The sequence below is a fragment of the Mesorhizobium sangaii genome (assembly GCF_014207355.1).
In the GTDB taxonomy this organism is placed as follows: domain Bacteria; phylum Pseudomonadota; class Alphaproteobacteria; order Rhizobiales; family Rhizobiaceae; genus Mesorhizobium; species Mesorhizobium sangaii.
Map to the genome: position 1 here is coordinate 105,265 of NZ_JACHEF010000005.1, position 17,466 is coordinate 122,730.

The 17,466-nt window shown below is 63.0% G+C and carries 16 protein-coding genes; 3 read left to right on the top strand and 13 right to left on the bottom strand.

From position 1 onward, the window contains the following. Window positions 1-17 precede the first annotated feature (17 nt). The 10 genes from HNQ71_RS23305 to HNQ71_RS23350 form a co-directional block, all read right to left on the bottom strand. A complete protein-coding gene (locus HNQ71_RS23305) occupies window positions 18-2,180 on the bottom strand; it encodes an amylo-alpha-1,6-glucosidase (RefSeq protein WP_184874981.1) in 2,163 nt (720 codons plus the stop codon). Between the two features lie 46 nt (window positions 2,181-2,226). Next, entirely contained in the window at window positions 2,227-3,288 is a 1,062-nt protein-coding gene (locus tag HNQ71_RS23310) for a glycosyltransferase family 4 protein (protein ID WP_184874982.1), read from the bottom strand. Window positions 3,289-3,423: 135 nt separating this feature from the next. Continuing rightward, window positions 3,424-4,326 (bottom strand): GNAT family N-acetyltransferase, encoded by a 903-nt coding sequence (locus HNQ71_RS23315; protein ID WP_184874983.1) that lies wholly within the window; start codon window positions 4,324-4,326, stop codon window positions 3,424-3,426. 131 nt (window positions 4,327-4,457) lie between these two features. After that, window positions 4,458-4,835, bottom strand: a complete 378-nt coding sequence (locus HNQ71_RS23320; RefSeq protein ID WP_184874984.1) for a DoxX family protein — start codon at window positions 4,833-4,835, stop codon at window positions 4,458-4,460. A gap of 69 nt (window positions 4,836-4,904) precedes the next feature. Then, the gene (locus tag HNQ71_RS23325; RefSeq protein ID WP_184874985.1) at window positions 4,905-5,363 is read right to left on the bottom strand and encodes a carboxymuconolactone decarboxylase family protein; all 459 of its coding nucleotides are present in this window, start codon (window positions 5,361-5,363) and stop codon (window positions 4,905-4,907) included. A gap of 11 nt (window positions 5,364-5,374) precedes the next feature. Beyond that, a complete protein-coding gene (locus HNQ71_RS23330; RefSeq protein WP_184874986.1) occupies window positions 5,375-5,893 on the bottom strand; it encodes an RrF2 family transcriptional regulator in 519 nt (172 codons plus the stop codon). 111 nt (window positions 5,894-6,004) lie between these two features. Next, the gene (gene preA / locus HNQ71_RS23335) at window positions 6,005-7,318 is read right to left on the bottom strand and encodes an NAD-dependent dihydropyrimidine dehydrogenase subunit PreA (protein WP_184874987.1); all 1,314 of its coding nucleotides are present in this window, start codon (window positions 7,316-7,318) and stop codon (window positions 6,005-6,007) included. A gap of 12 nt (window positions 7,319-7,330) precedes the next feature. Continuing rightward, window positions 7,331-8,173 (bottom strand): class I SAM-dependent methyltransferase, encoded by an 843-nt coding sequence (locus HNQ71_RS23340; RefSeq protein ID WP_184874988.1) that lies wholly within the window; start codon window positions 8,171-8,173, stop codon window positions 7,331-7,333. Window positions 8,174-8,177: 4 nt separating this feature from the next. Further along, window positions 8,178-9,533: an NAD(P)-dependent oxidoreductase gene (locus HNQ71_RS23345; protein WP_184874989.1), complete on the bottom strand. Its 1,356-nt coding sequence runs from the start codon at window positions 9,531-9,533 to the stop codon at window positions 8,178-8,180. Window positions 9,534-9,678: 145 nt separating this feature from the next. After that, window positions 9,679-10,395: a gamma-glutamylcyclotransferase gene (locus tag HNQ71_RS23350; RefSeq protein ID WP_184874990.1), complete on the bottom strand. Its 717-nt coding sequence runs from the start codon at window positions 10,393-10,395 to the stop codon at window positions 9,679-9,681. 173 nt (window positions 10,396-10,568) lie between these two features. On the opposite strand from HNQ71_RS23350, the gene HNQ71_RS23355 reads away from it, so the two are divergent. Further along, complete coding sequence (locus tag HNQ71_RS23355) at window positions 10,569-11,345, top strand: VOC family protein (protein ID WP_184874991.1); 777 nt, start codon at window positions 10,569-10,571, stop codon at window positions 11,343-11,345. 85 nt (window positions 11,346-11,430) lie between these two features. Here the strand turns inward: HNQ71_RS23355 and HNQ71_RS23360 are convergent, their stop codons facing one another. Further along, window positions 11,431-11,919 (bottom strand): hypothetical protein, encoded by a 489-nt coding sequence (locus HNQ71_RS23360; protein ID WP_184874992.1) that lies wholly within the window; start codon window positions 11,917-11,919, stop codon window positions 11,431-11,433. A 206-nt stretch (window positions 11,920-12,125) separates the two neighbouring features. On the opposite strand from HNQ71_RS23360, the gene HNQ71_RS23365 reads away from it, so the two are divergent. Continuing rightward, window positions 12,126-12,518: a DoxX family protein gene (locus HNQ71_RS23365; protein ID WP_184875572.1), complete on the top strand. Its 393-nt coding sequence runs from the start codon at window positions 12,126-12,128 to the stop codon at window positions 12,516-12,518. Between the two features lie 100 nt (window positions 12,519-12,618). Here the strand turns inward: HNQ71_RS23365 and HNQ71_RS23370 are convergent, their stop codons facing one another. Together HNQ71_RS23370 and HNQ71_RS23375 are read right to left on the bottom strand one after the other, a co-directional pair. Beyond that, window positions 12,619-15,045 (bottom strand): GcvT family protein, encoded by a 2,427-nt coding sequence (locus HNQ71_RS23370; RefSeq protein ID WP_184874993.1) that lies wholly within the window; start codon window positions 15,043-15,045, stop codon window positions 12,619-12,621. A 57-nt stretch (window positions 15,046-15,102) separates the two neighbouring features. Further along, entirely contained in the window at window positions 15,103-16,641 is a 1,539-nt protein-coding gene (locus tag HNQ71_RS23375; RefSeq protein WP_184874994.1) for a trimethylamine methyltransferase family protein, read from the bottom strand. Window positions 16,642-16,855: 214 nt separating this feature from the next. On the opposite strand from HNQ71_RS23375, the gene HNQ71_RS23380 reads away from it, so the two are divergent. Then, window positions 16,856-17,446, top strand: a complete 591-nt coding sequence (locus HNQ71_RS23380) for a transglycosylase SLT domain-containing protein (RefSeq protein WP_184874995.1) — start codon at window positions 16,856-16,858, stop codon at window positions 17,444-17,446. Window positions 17,447-17,466: the final 20 nt, after the last annotated feature.

Below are 17,466 nucleotides of genomic sequence, written 5' to 3' on the forward strand. Positions count from 1 at the left end.
AGCCAAACTGGCTCGGATCATGTTCTGACGATGAGCGGCACCAGGCCTTCATGCCGGTCGGCGAGGAAGGCGACGACCCGGTCGCCGACGCGCTGGAACGTGAGATCGACCACCCTTTCGCCGACGCCCAGATGCCGCAGCGTGAGTGTGTCGATGCCGATCGGCAACCTCGGACGGGTGACGCGGATTTCGCCGTCCCAGCCATCGATTTCCAGGCCGAGGCAGGCCTGCATCAGCATGAAGGCCGACCCCGCCGACCACGCTTGCGGCAGGCAAGCGACGGGATAGGCGATCGGCGCTTCGCCCGGCGCGCGGGTAAAACCGCAGAATAATTCGGGCAACCGCATGTTGAAATGGACCGCGGATTCGAACGTGCCGCTCATCAGGCGGACAACGCTGTCACGCTCGCCATAGCGCGCCAGGCCGGCACCGCACATGGCGGTGTCATGCGGCCAGATCGAGCCATTGTGGTACGACATCGGATTGAAGAACACGGCATCGTCGGCAAGCGTTCTCAGCCCCCAGCCGGAATGGAAGGAGGCGGAAAGAAGCTGATCGGCGACCATCTGCGCCCGCGCCGGCTCCGGAAGCCCGACAAGGAGGAGATGGCCCGCATTCGAGGTCCGCACCTTGCAGGGTTCGCCGGCACCGTCGATCGCCAGAGCATAGAAGCCGAGATCGTCGAGCCAGAAATCGCGTTCCACCGCCACGCGCATGGCCTCGGCGAGGCTGTCCCAGTGATCGGCTCTCTCGTCCTCGCCACGACGATGGGCAAGTGCTGCCAGCCCCCGGAAGGCTGCAAAGACGTAGCCTTGCACCTCGACCAGCGCGATCGGACCCTTGGGGATGCGGCCATCGGCATGAAACACGGAATCGAAGCTGTCTTTCCAGCCCTGGTTGGCGAGGCCGGACTCGGCAGCCCGCTGGTAGGTCACGAACCCGGTCTCGCGGCCCGCCTCCTCCGTCCATTCGGCCGCCGCGCACAGCGACGGCCACAGGCTGTCGATGAACGCCATATCGCCGGTACGATCGGCATAGGCACAGGCGAGATGGATGTAGAGCGGCGTCGTATCAACGCCGCCATAGTAGCGGCCGAACGGAAGCTCCCGCAGAGCCGCCATCTCGCCCTTGCGGGTCTCGTGCATGATCTTGCCCGGCTGCGAATCGCTGAACGGCGATGTCTCCGTGGCCTGGTGCTGGGCCAGGAAGGCCAGAACGCCCCGTGCCAGGCCGGGATTGAGCCAGAGCATCTGCAGTGCCGAGATGACGCCGTCACGGCCGAACGCCGTCGAGAACCAAGGGATGCCCGCATACGGATAAGGTCCGGTCGCAAGCTCGGTGGTCAGCAGCGCGACATCGGCGCGGGCGCGCTCGACCCAATCGTTGAAGACGCGACCCGAACTATGCACCGTCGCGCCATGGCGCCGCTTGGCCCGCATGCCAAAGCGAGCCCGGGCGGCGGCGGCGCGGAAACGGTCGCGATCGGGCGCATCCGCCACCTCGGAACCGACCTCGACATAGAGAACCTTGCTAGTGCGCTTGGTCACCGCGAGCAGGAAATCGGCGCGGTCGGCTGTCAGTTGATCGGGCGCCTGCGAGAACGAGATCGCCGATGCGCGCGCCAGTCCGTCCAAGCCATCGTAGCGCAGCAGGACGGATGTCGCATCCATCTCAGCCAAATGGGTCATGCCGCGCCGCAGCCGTGTCGAGCCGCGCACTTCGAACATGTCACGGAAATCGGCGGCAAAGTGCAGGGAAACGCCGATCGTCGACGTTTCCCGACTGTAGTTGGAAAGGGTGATGCGTTCGAACAGCCTGTCCTGCCAGAGCAACCGGACGCGTTCGACATGAATGGCTCCCTGCGGAATATCGCGGCCGCTGGCGCTGAGCATTGGCAGATTGGTCAGGTTGGTGGTGAACAAGACATTGTCCTGGCTGAGCGAAGCGCCAAGCAGCGATGTCTGCCTGCCGCCGACGGTCAGCCGGAACTCCGAGAGCACCCGTGTGTCGTCGCGGAAGAAACCGTCACCGGCGCCGCGTATATCGCCATAGGCATCGGCAACCACAAAGCAATCACCCTGCTTGAGCGCAAACAGGCGGTGCGGCTCACGAGGCGCGGTCGCGTCGAGCGAGGCAAGCGCGACGGCCGGATCGAGCTGGCGTTCATCGAGTTGGGCCATTCGTCACAAATCCCTGTCGTTTCGTTCTGCCGCTCAAGCGCGCTGCTCACGACGCCTTCGCTTCCGCCGGAACACCGATCAGGCGCGCATAGGCGGCCAAATAGTCGCCGGCCATTCTTCTGGCGGAAAACCGCTTTTCGAAGACGCCCCTCACCTTTCGCCTGTCGAGCTTCAGTAAGTCCGGCACCGCGGCGACCGCGCCATCCATCGAATCCGCGATAAAGCCGGTCACACCTTGATCGATGATCTCGGGCAGCGCGCCGCAATTCCAGGCGATCACCGGCGTGCCGCAGGCCATTGCCTCGATGGCGGCAAGGCCGAACGGCTCCGGCCAGTCGATCGGGAACAGCAGGCCCGCCGCGTTGCCGAGAAATTCCGCCTTTTGGTCCTCCTCGATTTCGCCGACATAGTCGATGCGATCGCCGTCGATGAAAGGCTCGACCACTTCGTGGAAATAGGCTCGGTCGTCGTCGCCGATCTTGGCCGCGAGCTTCAGCTTGAGCCCCGAGCGCAAGGCGATCTCGATGGCGCGATCCGGGCGCTTGTCGCGTGACAACCGGCCGAGGAAGGCAAGATAGGGTTCTTGCGCCTTGGTCTCGAACGTCGGTTCGTAGATACCGGTGGGCAGTCCGTGGTGGATCGTTGCCAGCCAGTTGGCCCCGGCAAGGCCTGTCTTCTGGCTGTGCGAAATGGAAATCATCGGAAAGCGCGGGAAACGCTCATATGCCGGCGCCAGGTCGACATAGTCCAGCCTGCCATGCGGCGTCGTCACCGTCCGCTCCGCGATGTCCTCGAAGAAGGAAAAGTGCAGGAAGTGGCTGAGATGGAAGTGGATGACGTCAAACTCTTGCGCCCGTTTCCGCACCTCGGCAAGCATCGAAAGATGCGCCGCGATCTCGGATTTGAGCGCACGCGGATCAAGGCGAAGCGCGCATTCCCGGCCGGCGACCAGCTTTGCGGAGGTCTGGCTGTCGCCACTGGCAAACAGCGTCACCTCATGGCCAAGGTCCACCAGCGCTTCGGTCAGGTACGAGACGATGCGTTCGGTGCCGCCATAAAGCCTGGGCGGCACCGATTCATAGAGCGGCGCGACATGGGCAATTTTCATATTTCATCCCGGGATGCTCGGCATATAGGTGCCAAATGCATCAACGGCTCGATTGGTTCCGATTTAAGATCGATGCCGTCGGAGGCGACGAGAGGCTGCGGGTCGAATGCCATGCTACGCAAGCAGTGGCTGCGATCACATGAAACCAGGATTGCGGGGCAGATACTGAGACCAATCGCCAAGATCCCGCGTCGACATCAGAACCATGGGAAGCGTGATGCGCATCCCATGCTCGACGGCGGTGCTCAGAGCTGTTTGCGTTGTGCCAGGCAAAAACGCCGACACCTGCGAAGAACCAATCTCCGCGGCGAGATTCAGTGCCGTCCTGAAGGCAGCGTCAAGCTGATCGGGCTGCGTGACCGCAAGTGGCCCGATGTGGCCGTTGGTGCCTATGTAGACGTAGTCGACGCAGTCCTCCCCGGCATAGAGAACGACACCCCTGGTCTGCTCGTCGTTGATCAAATACCGATGGTGCTTTTCGCGCGATACGCCCAAGGCTCGGTTGTCAATGCGGGCAAGGCTATGCATGTGCAAAGCTGTTTCCTTCAGAGGCACGCTGCGGAACGGCCCGGCCTTCAATCGACCTTTCAAGACATCCTGGGCGACGCTGAGATTGTAGATCGGAAATCGCGGGAACAGTCCGTGCCTGATGTAGAGACCTTGCGACACGGTGTTGAAGCTGAAGGTGATCAACGCCTTGCTGGTCGCTCCCGATTGCCGCGCATGCTCCAGAGTTCGTTTCAGCAGTCCGTTGCCGATCCCGCTGCCCTTATGTCCGGTAGACACGAACAGCTGCGCGAGAAACCACAAATCGCCGCAGACCCAACTGCAGGCAAAGCCGAGCATTTCACCGGCGTCTTCCGCCACCCACAAGCCAGCAGCGTCATCGTTCAAGGAAAACAGTTGAAAATTGGTCGGGCGCGGCACAGCCATGGGGCCAAAGCCATGGCGCTCGGTCAAATCGTTGATGCTGGCAACGACAAGCTCGTCAGCTCGTTTCAGATCTTGCGCGTTGGCAGGTCGATAGACGACTGACATGGCCACTCCTTGACAAGAAGCCGCCGGCGCAGGTTAGAGCGTCCAGTGCCGAAGTCAAACAGCGCCGCCGCCTGCCATCCTCGTGATCCCTCGATCGTCCGCGCGGAAAACCCGATCGGCTTGCTCTTCGCCTAAACAGACTGCGCGATCAGCGTCAGAAAACCACCGCCCAGTGCGACATTGCCGACGAAGCCGTTGATGCGTGACGCCCGATCCGGGCCCTGATGATCCCAGAAATTGTGGAACATCGGCGTGGCGACGATCAGGAACAGCACCAGCACCGTAGAGGCAATTGCCATCCGGAGGCCTGCTATCACCAAGGTGCCGGCAATGATCTGCAGGACAATGCCGGCCCATAGCGCCGACCGCGCCTGCGGCACGCCGCGCGCGGCCATCAGCTGGGTCAGGAAGGCCGCGTTCTGGATGTTGCGCAGGCCGGCGCAGACGAAGGCGCCGCCGAGCAACAAACGGCCGACAAACAACAAGGTCGAAGGCAAATCGACAGGCATCAAGCTCTCCCTTTCAAAAACAGTTGGAGCGCAGCCTCCTCGACGGCGCTCCAAGACAAAACCTGTCAATCAGGCAGCTTTGACCGTCGCCACTGGATGGATGGCGTGGAACGGGATGCACAGCCGGTTCCAGGTGTTGATCATGCCGAGCGCGACCGACAACTTGACCAGTTCCTCTTCCGAAAAATGCTCGAGCGTCTTGGCATAGAGTTCGTCCGACACGCCGTTGTCAGCGATCAGCGTGACGGCCTCGGTCCAGGCGAAGGCGGCGCGCTCACGCTCCGAAAACAGCGGCGATTCCTTCCAGGCCGAAACCAGATAGAGCCGTTGCTCGGTCTCGCCGTCGCGCCTGGCCTCGCGGCTGTGCATCTCGACGCAAAACGAGCAGCCGTTGATCTGCGATGCCCTGAGTTTGATCAGGTGCAGCAGGCTCACCTCGAGCCCGCATTCGTCGACCGCCTTGTTGAGCGCCGACACCGCCTTCATGATCTCCGGCGCCTTGGCGAAAAATTGCAGCCTCTGTTTCATCTTGATGTCCTTTACGCTTGCTTGGATGAACTAGATTTCTGCGGCCGCTGATGGCGCGCCACGAAGGCGCAGCCGGCAGCAACCGAACGCGGATCGGCATCGGTCACGTATTCCGCCACGATGTCGGACAGCTTTGCCTCGGCGAGTGCGGTGCGGTAGGCCTTCTCGGCCTTCAGCATCGCGGTATTGATGCCGCAGGGTTTGACATAGGCTGAGACATCAAGCCTGGCCGCGCCGTTGCGGCGGATTTCGCCGCAACGGAAGGCCGGTTCACGCCCTTCGACCGCCAGCACGATATCGAGCAAGGTTATGCGCTCGGCTGGCCTCGCCAGCCGGTAGCCGCCGGCCGGTCCCGGCACCGATTCCAGGATGAGCGCCGCGCTCAGCATGTTGAGATGCTTCAGGAGATAGCTCGGCGACAGGCCAAAGGCCTCCGCCAGCGCGGCGCCCGGCATGGTCGCTTCGCCCTCGACGCCGGCCAGCATTGCGGCGCAGTGGATGGCCGCCTCGACGCCCTCGCCCAGCTTCATTGTGTTGATCTCCAATTCATGGATATTTTTTATCGTGGATAAGTTTTATCTGCAATAGGAAAATGAAAAACGGCGCCCGAAGGCGCCGCTTTTTTCGACGAATGGCTGCCCCTACTCCGCGGCCACCTTGGCCATCGGGTTGTTCGGATGCGTCGTCCAGTTGGCATAGATCGGCGACACCGGCTTGCCGGTGCGTTGGTCCATCGCGCCTGCCGCGAGCGGCTCCATGGTGATGCAATTCTCGACCGGACAGACGTTGACGCACAGATTGCAGCCGACGCACTCGGCTTCGATCACCTCGAAATGCCGCTTGCCGTCGACCATGCTGGTGATCGCCTGGTGCGAAGTGTCCTCGCAGGCAATGTGGCAGCGGCCGCATTTGATGCAGGCGTCCTGGTCGATACGGGCCTTGGCGACATAATTGAGGTTGAGGTACTGCCAGTCGGTGACGTTGGGCGTGGCGCGGCCGACGATGTCGTCGAGCGAAGCATGGCCCTTCTCGTCCATCCAGTTTTCCAGACCGGCGATCATCTCCTGCACGATCTTGAAGCCGTAGGTCATCACCGCCGTGCAGACCTGCACATTACCGGCGCCGAGCGCCATGAACTCGGCCGCGTCACGCCAGGTGGTGATGCCGCCGATGCCGGAGATCGGCAAGCCGTGGGTTTCGGGATCGCGCGCGATCTCGGCCACCATGTTCATGGCGATGGGCTTCACCGCCGGGCCGCAATAGCCGCCATGCGAACCCTTGCCGTCGATGGTCGGCTGCGGCGCGAAACTGTCGAGGTCGACGCCAGTGATAGAATTGATGGTGTTGATCAGCGACACCGCGTCGGTGCCGCCGGCAAGCGCGGCACGCGCGGGCTTGCGCACATCGGTGATGTTGGGCGTCAGCTTGGTGATGACAGGCATGCGGGTGTTGGCCTTGCACCAGCGCACCACCATTTCGATGTATTCCGGCACCTGGCCGACGGCGGCACCCATGCCGCGTTCCGACATGCCGTGCGGGCAGCCGAAATTGAGCTCGATGCCGTCGGCCTCAGTCTCCTCGACCACCGGCAGGATCGCCTTCCAGCTCTCTTCGACGCACGGCACCATCAGCGAGACGACGATGGCGCGGTCGGGCCAGTCCTTCTTGACCTGCTTGATCTCGCGCAGATTGACCTGCAGATCGCGGTCGGTGATCAGCTCGATGTTGTTGAGGCCGAGCAATCGCCGGTCGGCGCCCCAGATCGCGCCGTAACGCGGGCCGTTGACGTTGACCACCGGCGGGCCTTCCTCGCCAAGTGTCTTCCAGACAACGCCGCCCCAGCCGGCCTTGAAGGCGCGGATGACGTTGTAAGCCTTGTCGGTGGGCGGCGCCGAGGCCAGCCAGAACGGATTGGGCGATTTGATGCCGACGAAATTATTGCGGATGTCTGCCATGACAGGTCCCTTTCAACCGAGACGAAGGAGCAGTTCGACGGGTGCAAGAATGCCGCCTTCAAGTGCGGCGGTGAGATTGGCGATCTTGGTGCGGGCGTCCTCGCCCATGACGAGGCCGACGCCGGGCGGCGGCTTGCTGCCTTCCGCTTGCGCGGCTGCCAGGCGCTCACGCATCGCGGCAAAGAACTCGATGGCAAAGGCGCCGCGCGGCCGCTCGGCGATCACAGAGAACCCCGCAGCGACGGCCGCCGAGCGATAGTCGTCCGGGGTGGCTACGAAGGACATGGTTTCATCGGACGCCCATGGTAGCGGATAGGTCAGCGCGCCGTCCTTCAGCCGCATCACATCGTAGACGGCGAAAACGCCGCCCGGCCGCAGCACCCGGGCAGCCTCGCTCATCAGTCCCGGCTTGTCGGGGAGGTTCATGCCGACATGCAGGATGATCGCCGCATCGTAGCTGGCATCCGCGAATGGCATGTCCAGCGCACTGCCTTGCACGAACCGCGTCTTGCCCGCCATGCCGGTTCGCTCGGACAGGCTGGCCGCGATATCGACATAGCTTTGCGTGAGGTCGATGCCGGTAACATCGGCGCCAACATTGTTGGCCACAAAGCGGGCCGGCCCTCCGACGCCCGACCCGATGTCGAGAAGCATTGTCCCCGGCTTCAGCCCCATCTGCCCGACGAGTGCCTTGGTCGCGGCAACGCCGCCAATGTGAAATTCGTCGACCGCTTCGAGATCGCTTGCACGCAGATTGGCAACGTCCGCGCCGCTATCGGCGAGCGCGGCAATGATCCGCTCCTCCAGGCCCGATATGTCGTAGTGACGGGCGATGCCCGGTTCCACCGTGGCCATGATCCTATCCCTGAGCAAGACTCCTGTGGATGCTCTCCGCCGCGTCGCGGCCTTGCGCCACGGCCGAAACGGTGAGGTCGTCGCCGCCGAAGATGCAGTCGCCGCCGGCCCAGACCTTGGCGAGCGAGGTGCGCCCTTCCGCATCGACCTTGATGCGGCCGGCCTCGAGCTCGATCTCGGCACCGCTGCCGTTAAGCGCGGCCGGCACGAAACTCTGGCCGATCGCCTTGAACACCTGGTCGGCGACCAGTGTTAGCCTCTCGCCGGTGCCTGCAAGCTGTTCGCCGTTCATGGCGGTGTATTCGAGTTCGATGGCCGACACCTTGCCGCCTTCGGCAATCACCCGCTTCGGCTGCAGCCAGTGGCGGATGGTGACGCCGTTGGCCGCGGCCAGATCCTGTTCGAACCCGGAAGCGTTCATCTGCTCCTGGCCGCGCCGGTAGCAGATCGTTACTTCCTCGGCGCCGAGTAGCTTCGACTGCACCGCCGCGTCGATCGCCGTCATGCCGCCGCCGATGACGACGACGCGCCGGCCGACCGGCAGGCTGGCGAGATCACTGGCCTGGCGCAGTTCGGCAATGAACTCGACCGCATTGGTGACGCCGTCGGCATCCTCGCCATCGGCACGCAGCGCATTGACACCGCCAAGCCCCATGCCGAGGAACACGGCATCGTAGTTGCGCATCAGGTCGGACAGCTGGTAGTCGCGGCCAAGTGCCTTGCCGTTCTGGATGTCGATGCCGCCGATGGCGGTGACGTAGTCGACTTCGGCCTGGGCGAAATTGTCGACGCTCTTGTAGGCGGCGATGCCGTATTCGTTGAGCCCGCCGGCCTTCGGTCGCGCTTCCAGGATGGTCACGTCATGACCATGGCGGGCGAGCCGGTGTGCAGCGGCGAGGCCTGCCGGCCCTGCGCCGACCACGGCGACCGTCTTGCCGGTGGCAGTGGCGCGTTGGTAAAACTGCTTGTTCTCGCCCATCGCAACATCGGTGGCATAGCGCTGCAGGCGGCCGATCTGCACCGGCTTGCCTTCCGCCACCTCGCGCACGCAAACCTCCTCGCACAGCGTCTCGGTCGGGCAGACCCGGGCGCACATGCCGCCCAGAATGTTCTGGTCGAAGATCGTCTTGGCAGAACCGATCGGATTACCGGTCGATATCTGGCGGATGAACAGCGGAATGTCGATCGAGGTCGGGCATGCATTCATGCACGGCGCGTCGTAGCAGAAATAGCAGCGGTCGGATTCGACCAGCGCCTCATGGTGATCGAGTGGCGGGTGCAGGTCGGAAAAATTATCCGCATACTGGTCGGCTTGGAGCCGGCCGCCGGCAATGCCTTCCTTGAACTGGCCTTCTGGCATCGTCAGTTCCCCATGTTTTGTTTTGGGGAAGGCTAGCACGTTTTATTTTTTTATCAATTGGTCAATTTTCGGTGCAAAGCGCTGAAAAGGCTGGATAAAACATGATTTTTCTACTCATGTTATGGCGTTTCTCATGTTATGGCGTTTAGAGTGCGAGCGAATGGCTGGGCTCGACAGCATGGCCATGGATAGCCCGCACCTCATCCGCGACCAGCTCCTGCAACCGCCACAGATTGCGGTCGTGGATGCCGAACGCTTCGAGATGACTGACCGTATTGTAGAGATATTCGGCGCCGGATCCGATGTGCCCGCAGGCTCTGGCCAGCACGCTCGCCACCTTGTCCAGCGGCTGCTTCAGCGACGTTCCCCTGCCCTTAACGCCGACCCAGAAGCCAAGCGCGCGCAGCGACCCTTGTGCCGTATGCACCGGCAGCCACCTGACCGTGTCGATACTTTCGTGGTCGCTGATCTCGCGCCGCAGCAGCCTTTCGATCTGGGCCGGTTTTTCGCCCTCCGGCAAGCGATAGATGACGCCATTGCACCGTCCACCCCGTTCGAGCGCCATCATCAGCCCCGGCTGCTCGGCGCTGCCGCGCCACCGCACCATGTCGAGGCAGAAGGAGCGGTGCCAGCCAAAGGCCGTGGCGAGCCGCTGCTCGACCGACTCGAACTCCGGCTTCCAGATTAGCGATCCATAGGCGAATACCCAAAGCGGCCCCTCGTCGGCTTCATCGGACAGCCGCAAGGCAAGAGGCCGGAAATCCTCGTCCTTCAACTCCGTCCAGCTCGGGTCAGGGCCAGGATCGGCCTCCTCCCGATGGCACAGTGCGACAAGCTCAGGCGTGAGCGACATCCGGCGCATGAAACGACATCCCCTCTCCACCGCAGAGAAATCGAAAACCGCTCGGCGCGCAACCCGGCAACGCTTGTCATGAATAGACATTCTTGTTTGGGCGATTGTCGGATTTCCATCGTGAAGATCGTCCTAGGATGGATCGACCGACGATCGTTGCATAACCAGTGAGGAGACCGACCATGCCAAAATCCCCGATGCCCTTTTTCTGGTACGAATTGATGACCACAGATCTGGACGCCGCGGAGGCGTTCTACACCAAGGTGGTCGGCTGGACTGCGCAGCCTTTCGACAAGGCCCCCGGCATGCCGCGCTACATCGTCATGAATGTCGGCGAGCGCGGCGTCGGCGGGCTGATGACGATGCCCGAGGACGCCGCCAAGATGGGCATGCCGCCCGCCTGGCTCGGCTACATCCATACAAAAGACGTCGATGCCGCGACGGCATCGCTGGAGAAAGCCGGCGGTGCGGTTCACCGCAAGCCCGACAACATTCCGGGCGTCGGCCGCTTTGCCGTCGTCGCCGATCCGCAAGGCGCGACCTTCATGTTCCTGCAGCCGAACGGCCCGGACCAGCCCATCGTGCCGGCCAGCACACCGGGCCATATCGGCTGGCACGAGCTTTACACATCGGACTGGAAGGCCGCGTTCGATTTCTATTCCGACCAGTTTGGCTGGGCCAATGCCGGCGATTTCGACATGGGCCCGATGGGCACCTACCAGACCTTCACAGCCGGCCCCGAATCCGGCGGCGGCATCATGAACAAGCCGCAGCAGATCCCGGTCCCGGTCTGGCAGTTCTACTTCAACGTTGCGGCCATCGACGCGGCCGCCAAGCGCGTGACCGACAATGGCGGCAAAATCCTGATGGGCCCGATGGAGGTCCCCGGCGGCAGCTGGATCGTACAATGCCAGGACCCGCAAGGCGCCCATTTCGCACTGATGGCGCCGGTGCGCTGACGGCGCTCAGCGCCACCTGGCGCACAGAGACGGCCTTTCATCGCACCGCCGATGAAAGGCCGTATTCCTCGGCCCTGGCGCCGACCTATTCCGGCGCTAGCACCGCGACCTTCAGGTCTGCCTTTTTCGCGCCGCTGAACTGGACGGTGGCCGGTCCGGCCGCGAGCTTGAAACGCACACTCTTGCGGATGCCGGGGCAGGTTTTCACGCCGCTATAGCCCACTGACTTCAAGGCGTGGCCATCCTGAATGACATCGATCCAGGCCTCGCCTGACAGACTTATCTGAATGGCCCCCTCGGCCGGCACCTCGACGCTGGCCACGGCACCGAACGTGCCTGATGCGGGGGCATGTTCGGGTGGCAGCGCAAAACCGGCTTTCTCCGCCGGCACCAGTGCCAGATCCGCAGCAGCACCCACCACCAGCGTCGCTCCGGACGGCCTTGCAGGCGCTGCGGCAAACAACGCCTGTTCCCGCGTCACCGGCCATTTGAAGGCCTCGCAGCCGGCATCCTCGGCCATGGCGAAGCTGGTCCCTGCAAGGATTGCGAATAGGCTGACGACGACTTTTTTCATGACCAAGGGAACCCCACATGTTCGGAATGACCATATTATGGATACAACCATAGCGATACAATTGCAACCCACACGAGAACAATATGAAAGGTCAAACCGGGGAATATTTCCAATCACCGATTGTTGATGGCATGCCATGGGAAGTGAATGGTCCGTTGCCCAGCGACAATCTATGGCCGGTCGGGAAGCGACAAATGGAGTCATTTATGAAGCTTTTCGAAAGCCTCGCCAAGTATCAGCCGCAGGTTCTGGGCGTGCTGCGCATCATGACGGCGCTGCAGTTCATCGAGCACGGCAGCCAGAAATTGTTCAATTTTCCCATCAGCGACCAACCCCACGCGCTCACTGGGCTGACACTCACTGCTGCAATTCTCGAATTCGCCGGCGGCATCCTGTTGGCGCTGGGCCTGTTCACCCGCCCGGTCGCGTTCCTGCTGGCCGGCGAAATGGCGATCGCCTATTTCATGGCACACATGCCGCGCGACTTCTTCCCGATCAACAACGGCGGCGATTTGGCGATCTCGTTCTGCTTCATCTTCCTCTATCTGGTGTTTGCCGGTGCCGGCGCTTTTGCGTTGGACAACCGCCGTAGCGCCTGACGCTCAACCAGCCGCCCGATGCATGTCGCACACGCCCAGCGGGTTGGGATGACGACATCCATAAAAAGGACCTGAAGCGCAGCGGCGAAGCCGAAGCGCTTCAGGCGCGAATCCGTTCGAAATTGGCGTCGAACAGTGGCGCCGCCTGCATGCGCGCGGCATGCCGCTTGCCCAGGAGTTCGATCTCGAAGCCGTCGCTCTCGTCGGCGATCTCCTTCGGCACATAGCCGACGGCAACGGACTTCTTCGAATGATGCGCGTAGCCGCCCGAAGTCACCCAGCCGCGCACAATGCCGTCGAACCAGATCGGTTCGTCGCCGATGACATCGGCGTCGTCGGCATCGACGATGAAGGCGCGCAGGCGCAGCTTGCCGCCCTGCTTGCGCTCGGCGAGTGCCGCGGCCTTGCCGATGAAATCAGCATCCTTGCTGTAGGCAACGAAGCGGTCGAGCCCGGCTTCCAGCGGCCCATAGATCGGCCGGTACTCGCGCGCCCATGAGCCGTAATTCTTTTCCAGCCGCAGCGCGTTCAGCGCCCGCGAGCCGAACAGGCCGATGCCGAATTCCTCGCCGGCCGCCATCAGGGTCTGGAATGCAGCGCGCTGATACTCCGGCGCCACCCAGATCTCGTAGCCGAGATCGCCGGTGTAACTGACGCGGCCGACCAAGCACGGCGCCATGCCGATGTCCATTTTTGCAACCGCCATGAACGGAAAAACGGCGTTGGAGACATCCGCGCGGCTGACCTTGGCCAACACTTCCCGCGCTCTCGGCCCGGCGATCGCAAGGCCGGTGAGTTTCGGCCCCAGCGCCTCGATACGGACCGAACCATCGCGAGGCAGGTGATTCTCGAACCAGCGCATATGGTATTGCTCGGCGATGCCGGAGCCGGCGAGGAACCAGCCCTCACTGCTGAGATTGGCCAGCGTGAAGTCGCCGATCAGCTTGCCGTCCTCCTTCAGCATCGGCGCCAGCGTCATGCGGCCGGGCCCGGGTAATTTGCAGGCGAGCATCCGGTCGAGCCAGGCGGCCACTCCCACGCCCGTCACCTTGTATTTGGCGAAGGTCGAAATCTCGGACAGGCCGACACCGTCGCGAACGGTCGCGACCTCCCTGGCGACCTGGGTGAAATCGCTCGAGCGGCGCCACGAGAACTCGTCCTTGACGCCTTCGGGCGCATACCACAGCGGTACCTCCAGCCCATAGGCGACGCCCCATTGCGCGCCCTTGGCCGACAGCAGATCATAGACCGGCGTCGTCTTCAGCGGCCGCCCGGCGGGCAGTTCCTCATTTGGGAAGCGGATCGAAAAGCGCCTGGAATAGTTCTCGCGCACCTTGGCGTTGGTGTAGGCCATCGTCGCCCAGTCGCCATAGCGCGCGACATCCATCGCCCAGATATCGGCGCCGGGATCGCCCTCGATCATCCAGTTTGACAGCGCCAGGCCGACGCCGCCGCCTTGGCTGAAGCCGGCCATGACTCCACAAGCAACCCAGAAACCCGGCAGGCCGCGCACCGGCCCGACCAGCGGGTTGCCGTCCGGCGCGAAGGTGAAAGGGCCGTTGATGATCTGCTTGATGCCAGTGTTCTGGAACGCCGGGAAATGCCGGAACCCAACCTCGAGCGATGGCGCGATGCGGTCGATGTCCGGCGCCAGCAATTCATGGCCGAAATTCCATGGCGTCTGGAACTCGGACCACGGCTTGTTGGCCTTCTCATAGGTACCCATCAGCATGCCGCCGCGCTCCTGGCGCAGATAAAGCTCGCCGTCGAAGTCGACCGCATGGATGATCTCCGTGCCGGTCTTGGCGTTCCAGGCGGCGACCTCCGGCATGTCCTCGGTAATCAGGTACATGTGCTCCATCGCCAGCACCGGCAGTTCGAGCCCGACCATGCGGCCGACCTCGCGCGCCCACAGACCGCCGGCATTGACGACATGCTCGGCCACCACCTCGCCCTTGTCGGTGATGACGCGCCACATCCCATCGGCACGCCGCACGATGTCCTCGACCTTGGTGAAGCGCTCGACCTCGGCGCCGAGTTTGCGTGCGGCCTTGGCATAGGCATGGGTCACCCCCGACGGATCGAGATGGCCGTCCTCCTTGTTTCTGACAGCGCCGACGAACTGCTTGGGATCTAGCAGCGGCATCAGTTCGGCCGCCTCGCAGGGCGAGATCTCCTCGAGCTCGATGCCGAGATAGCGCCCCTTGGCGACGACGCCGCGCAGCCAGTCCAGCCGCGCCTCGGTCGCCGCCAGAAGCACACCGCCGGTCAGGTGCACGCCGGTCGCCTGGCCGGAAAGCTCCTCGATCTCCTTATAGAGGTTGATGGTGTATTTCTGCAGCTTGGCGACGTTGGGGTCGCCATTAATCGTGTGCATGCCGCCGGCCGCGTGCCAGGTCGAGCCCGAGGTCAGTTCGTCACGCTCCAGAAGCACGACGTCGGTCCAGCCATGGCGGGCCAGATGGAACAGCACGGAGCACCCGACGACGCCGCCGCCAATGACCACGACCTTTGCATGCGATTTCATGGATTTTTCTCTGACATCAGTGAGTTGGATGGGTGAGATGAATCGAAACGGAAGGCATCACGGTTCGCCCTGCCCGATCGCTTCACGCCGCTTGGCCATGTAGGCCTCCAGCGCTTCGCGCACGGCGACATCCATCACCGGCTCGACATAATCCTCGAGCGCCTTCTTCCACAGCCGCGTCGCCCGCGCCGTGGCGTCGAGGCCACCGGCCTCTTGCCAGGCTTCGTAATTCTGCCAATTGGACAGCATCGGCTGGTAGAAGGCGGTGGCGTAGCGCTCGAGCGTATGCGGCTCGCCGAAGAAATGGCCGCCGGTCGGCACCGCGCCAAGCGCTTCGACGGCAAGCTCCGCCTCGTTGACCTCGATCGGGCGCAGGAACTCCATCATGTGCTGGATCATCTCGACATCGATGATGAGCTTCTCGAACGACGCCGTCAGTCCGCCCTCCTGCCAGCCGGCGGCATGATAGACGAGGTTGCCATGGCCGAGCACCGCGCCCCACAGCGCCATCAGCGTCTCATAAGTGCCCTGCGCATCGGCGGCGTTGGAGGCGGAACCCGGCGTGGTGCGGTAGGGCAGATTGTAGCGCCGCGCCAATTGCCCCGACGCGATGTTGGCCTTGGTATTCTCCGGCGTGCCGAAGGCCGGCGCGCCGGACTTCATGTCGACATTGGAGGTGAAGGCGCCGTACATGACAGGCGCACCGGGGCGCACCAATTGCGTCAGCACCACGCCGAACAGCGCCTCTGCATTCTGCTGCGCCAGCGCGCCGGCCAGCGTTACCGGGCTCATTGCCCCCATCAGCGTGAACGGCGTCACCGCCACCGACTGGCCGAACTCGGCCATCGTCATCAGCCCCTCGGCCATCATCTCGTCGAAGCGACGCGGCGAGTTGACCGAGATGATGGTGGTGATCCCCGGATCGTCGCGCAGCTGGTCGAGCGTCAGTCCGCGGGCAATCGCCATCATCTCGATGCCGTCCAGCGCCCTGCCCCGGCCGATCGCCGAGACGTGGAAACTCTTGTCGGTCAGCGTCAGATTGGTGAAATAGGTGTCGAGATGGCGGGAATTCGCGGGCAGTTCCACTGGCGCGCAGACCTGGTTGCCGAGCATGTGGATGCAGTTGAAATGCTGCGCCAGCCGGGTGAGGTCCGAATAGTCGCGCAGATTGCCGGCGCGGCGGCCGCGTTCCATGTCATGCACGTTGGGCGGTCCGGCGACGAGCGTGAAGTTGATGGTGTTGCCGCCGAGATGAACGGCATTGGCCGGATTGCGCGGCGTCAGCACATAGCTGGACTGCGTGGTTTTCAGGGCCTCGGTGACCAGGCCGCGATCGATACGGACATTCGCCGAGGCATGATCGACCCTGGCACCGGCCTTCTCGAACAGCAACAGCGCGCGCGGGCTCATCACCTCGATGCCGAAATTCTCCAATATGTGCATCGACGCCTGATGGATCTGCTCGATCTGGTCGGCCGAGAGCATCGCCATGGGCGGATAGGGATTGGTCACCCGCCGGAGCGGCAATTGTGGGATGGCCGACGGCCCCCTGTTGCTGGTGCGCTCGGCGCCGCGTTTGCGTCTGGGTTCGTTCATGCCTGATATCAAAGCCCCGGCGAACCAGACAAGCTGTCAGAAATGCGCCGTTTGCGGGCGTGATTTTAGCCACGGCGGCATTTCTGTGATCCTCTTTTAAGAAAAACGACCAACTACGTCGTTTTATCAGTACTGGATATCCTCGAGCGGCTGCGCCGATGCATTAACGAACGGCGCAAGATTCCTTTTATGTTTTCGGACTATTGCTCCTCCAATGCGTAGTTCGAGTTTTAGTAAAATTGCTGCGGTTTGCGTGCTGCTGGCGCTTTCGGCCTGCGCGACGGCGCCCAATCATATCAACAATGTCTGCGCCGTCTTCGACCAGAACGACGGCTGGTTCGACAACTGGCAGTCGGCCGCCGAGCGCACGCAGGAGAAATACGGCGTGCCGGTTCCCGTGCTGATGGCGACGGTGCGCAAGGAATCCGGCTTCAAGAGCAATGCCCGGCCGCCGCGCACCAAGCTGCTCGGCTTCATTCCATGGAAGCACGTCTCGTCGGCCACCGGCTTCTCGCAAGCACTGGACGGCACCTGGTCGCAATATCAGAGGGAGACCGGCAACTGGGCGGCGCGGCGGACGAAATTTGCCGACGCCGTCGATTTCGTCGGCTGGTATCACTCCAAGACGGCAGACAGCTATGGCGTCGCCCGCAACGACACCTACAATCTCTATCTCGCCTACTACCTCGGCTGGACCGCCTATGGCCGCGGCAACCGCGGCGATGCCGGCGTGCAGGGCTATGCGCGGGCCACCGACAAGATGGCGCGGGACTATGCACAGCAGCTGAGCCAGTGCGGCAACTGACCACGCCGCCGAGTTGCCCC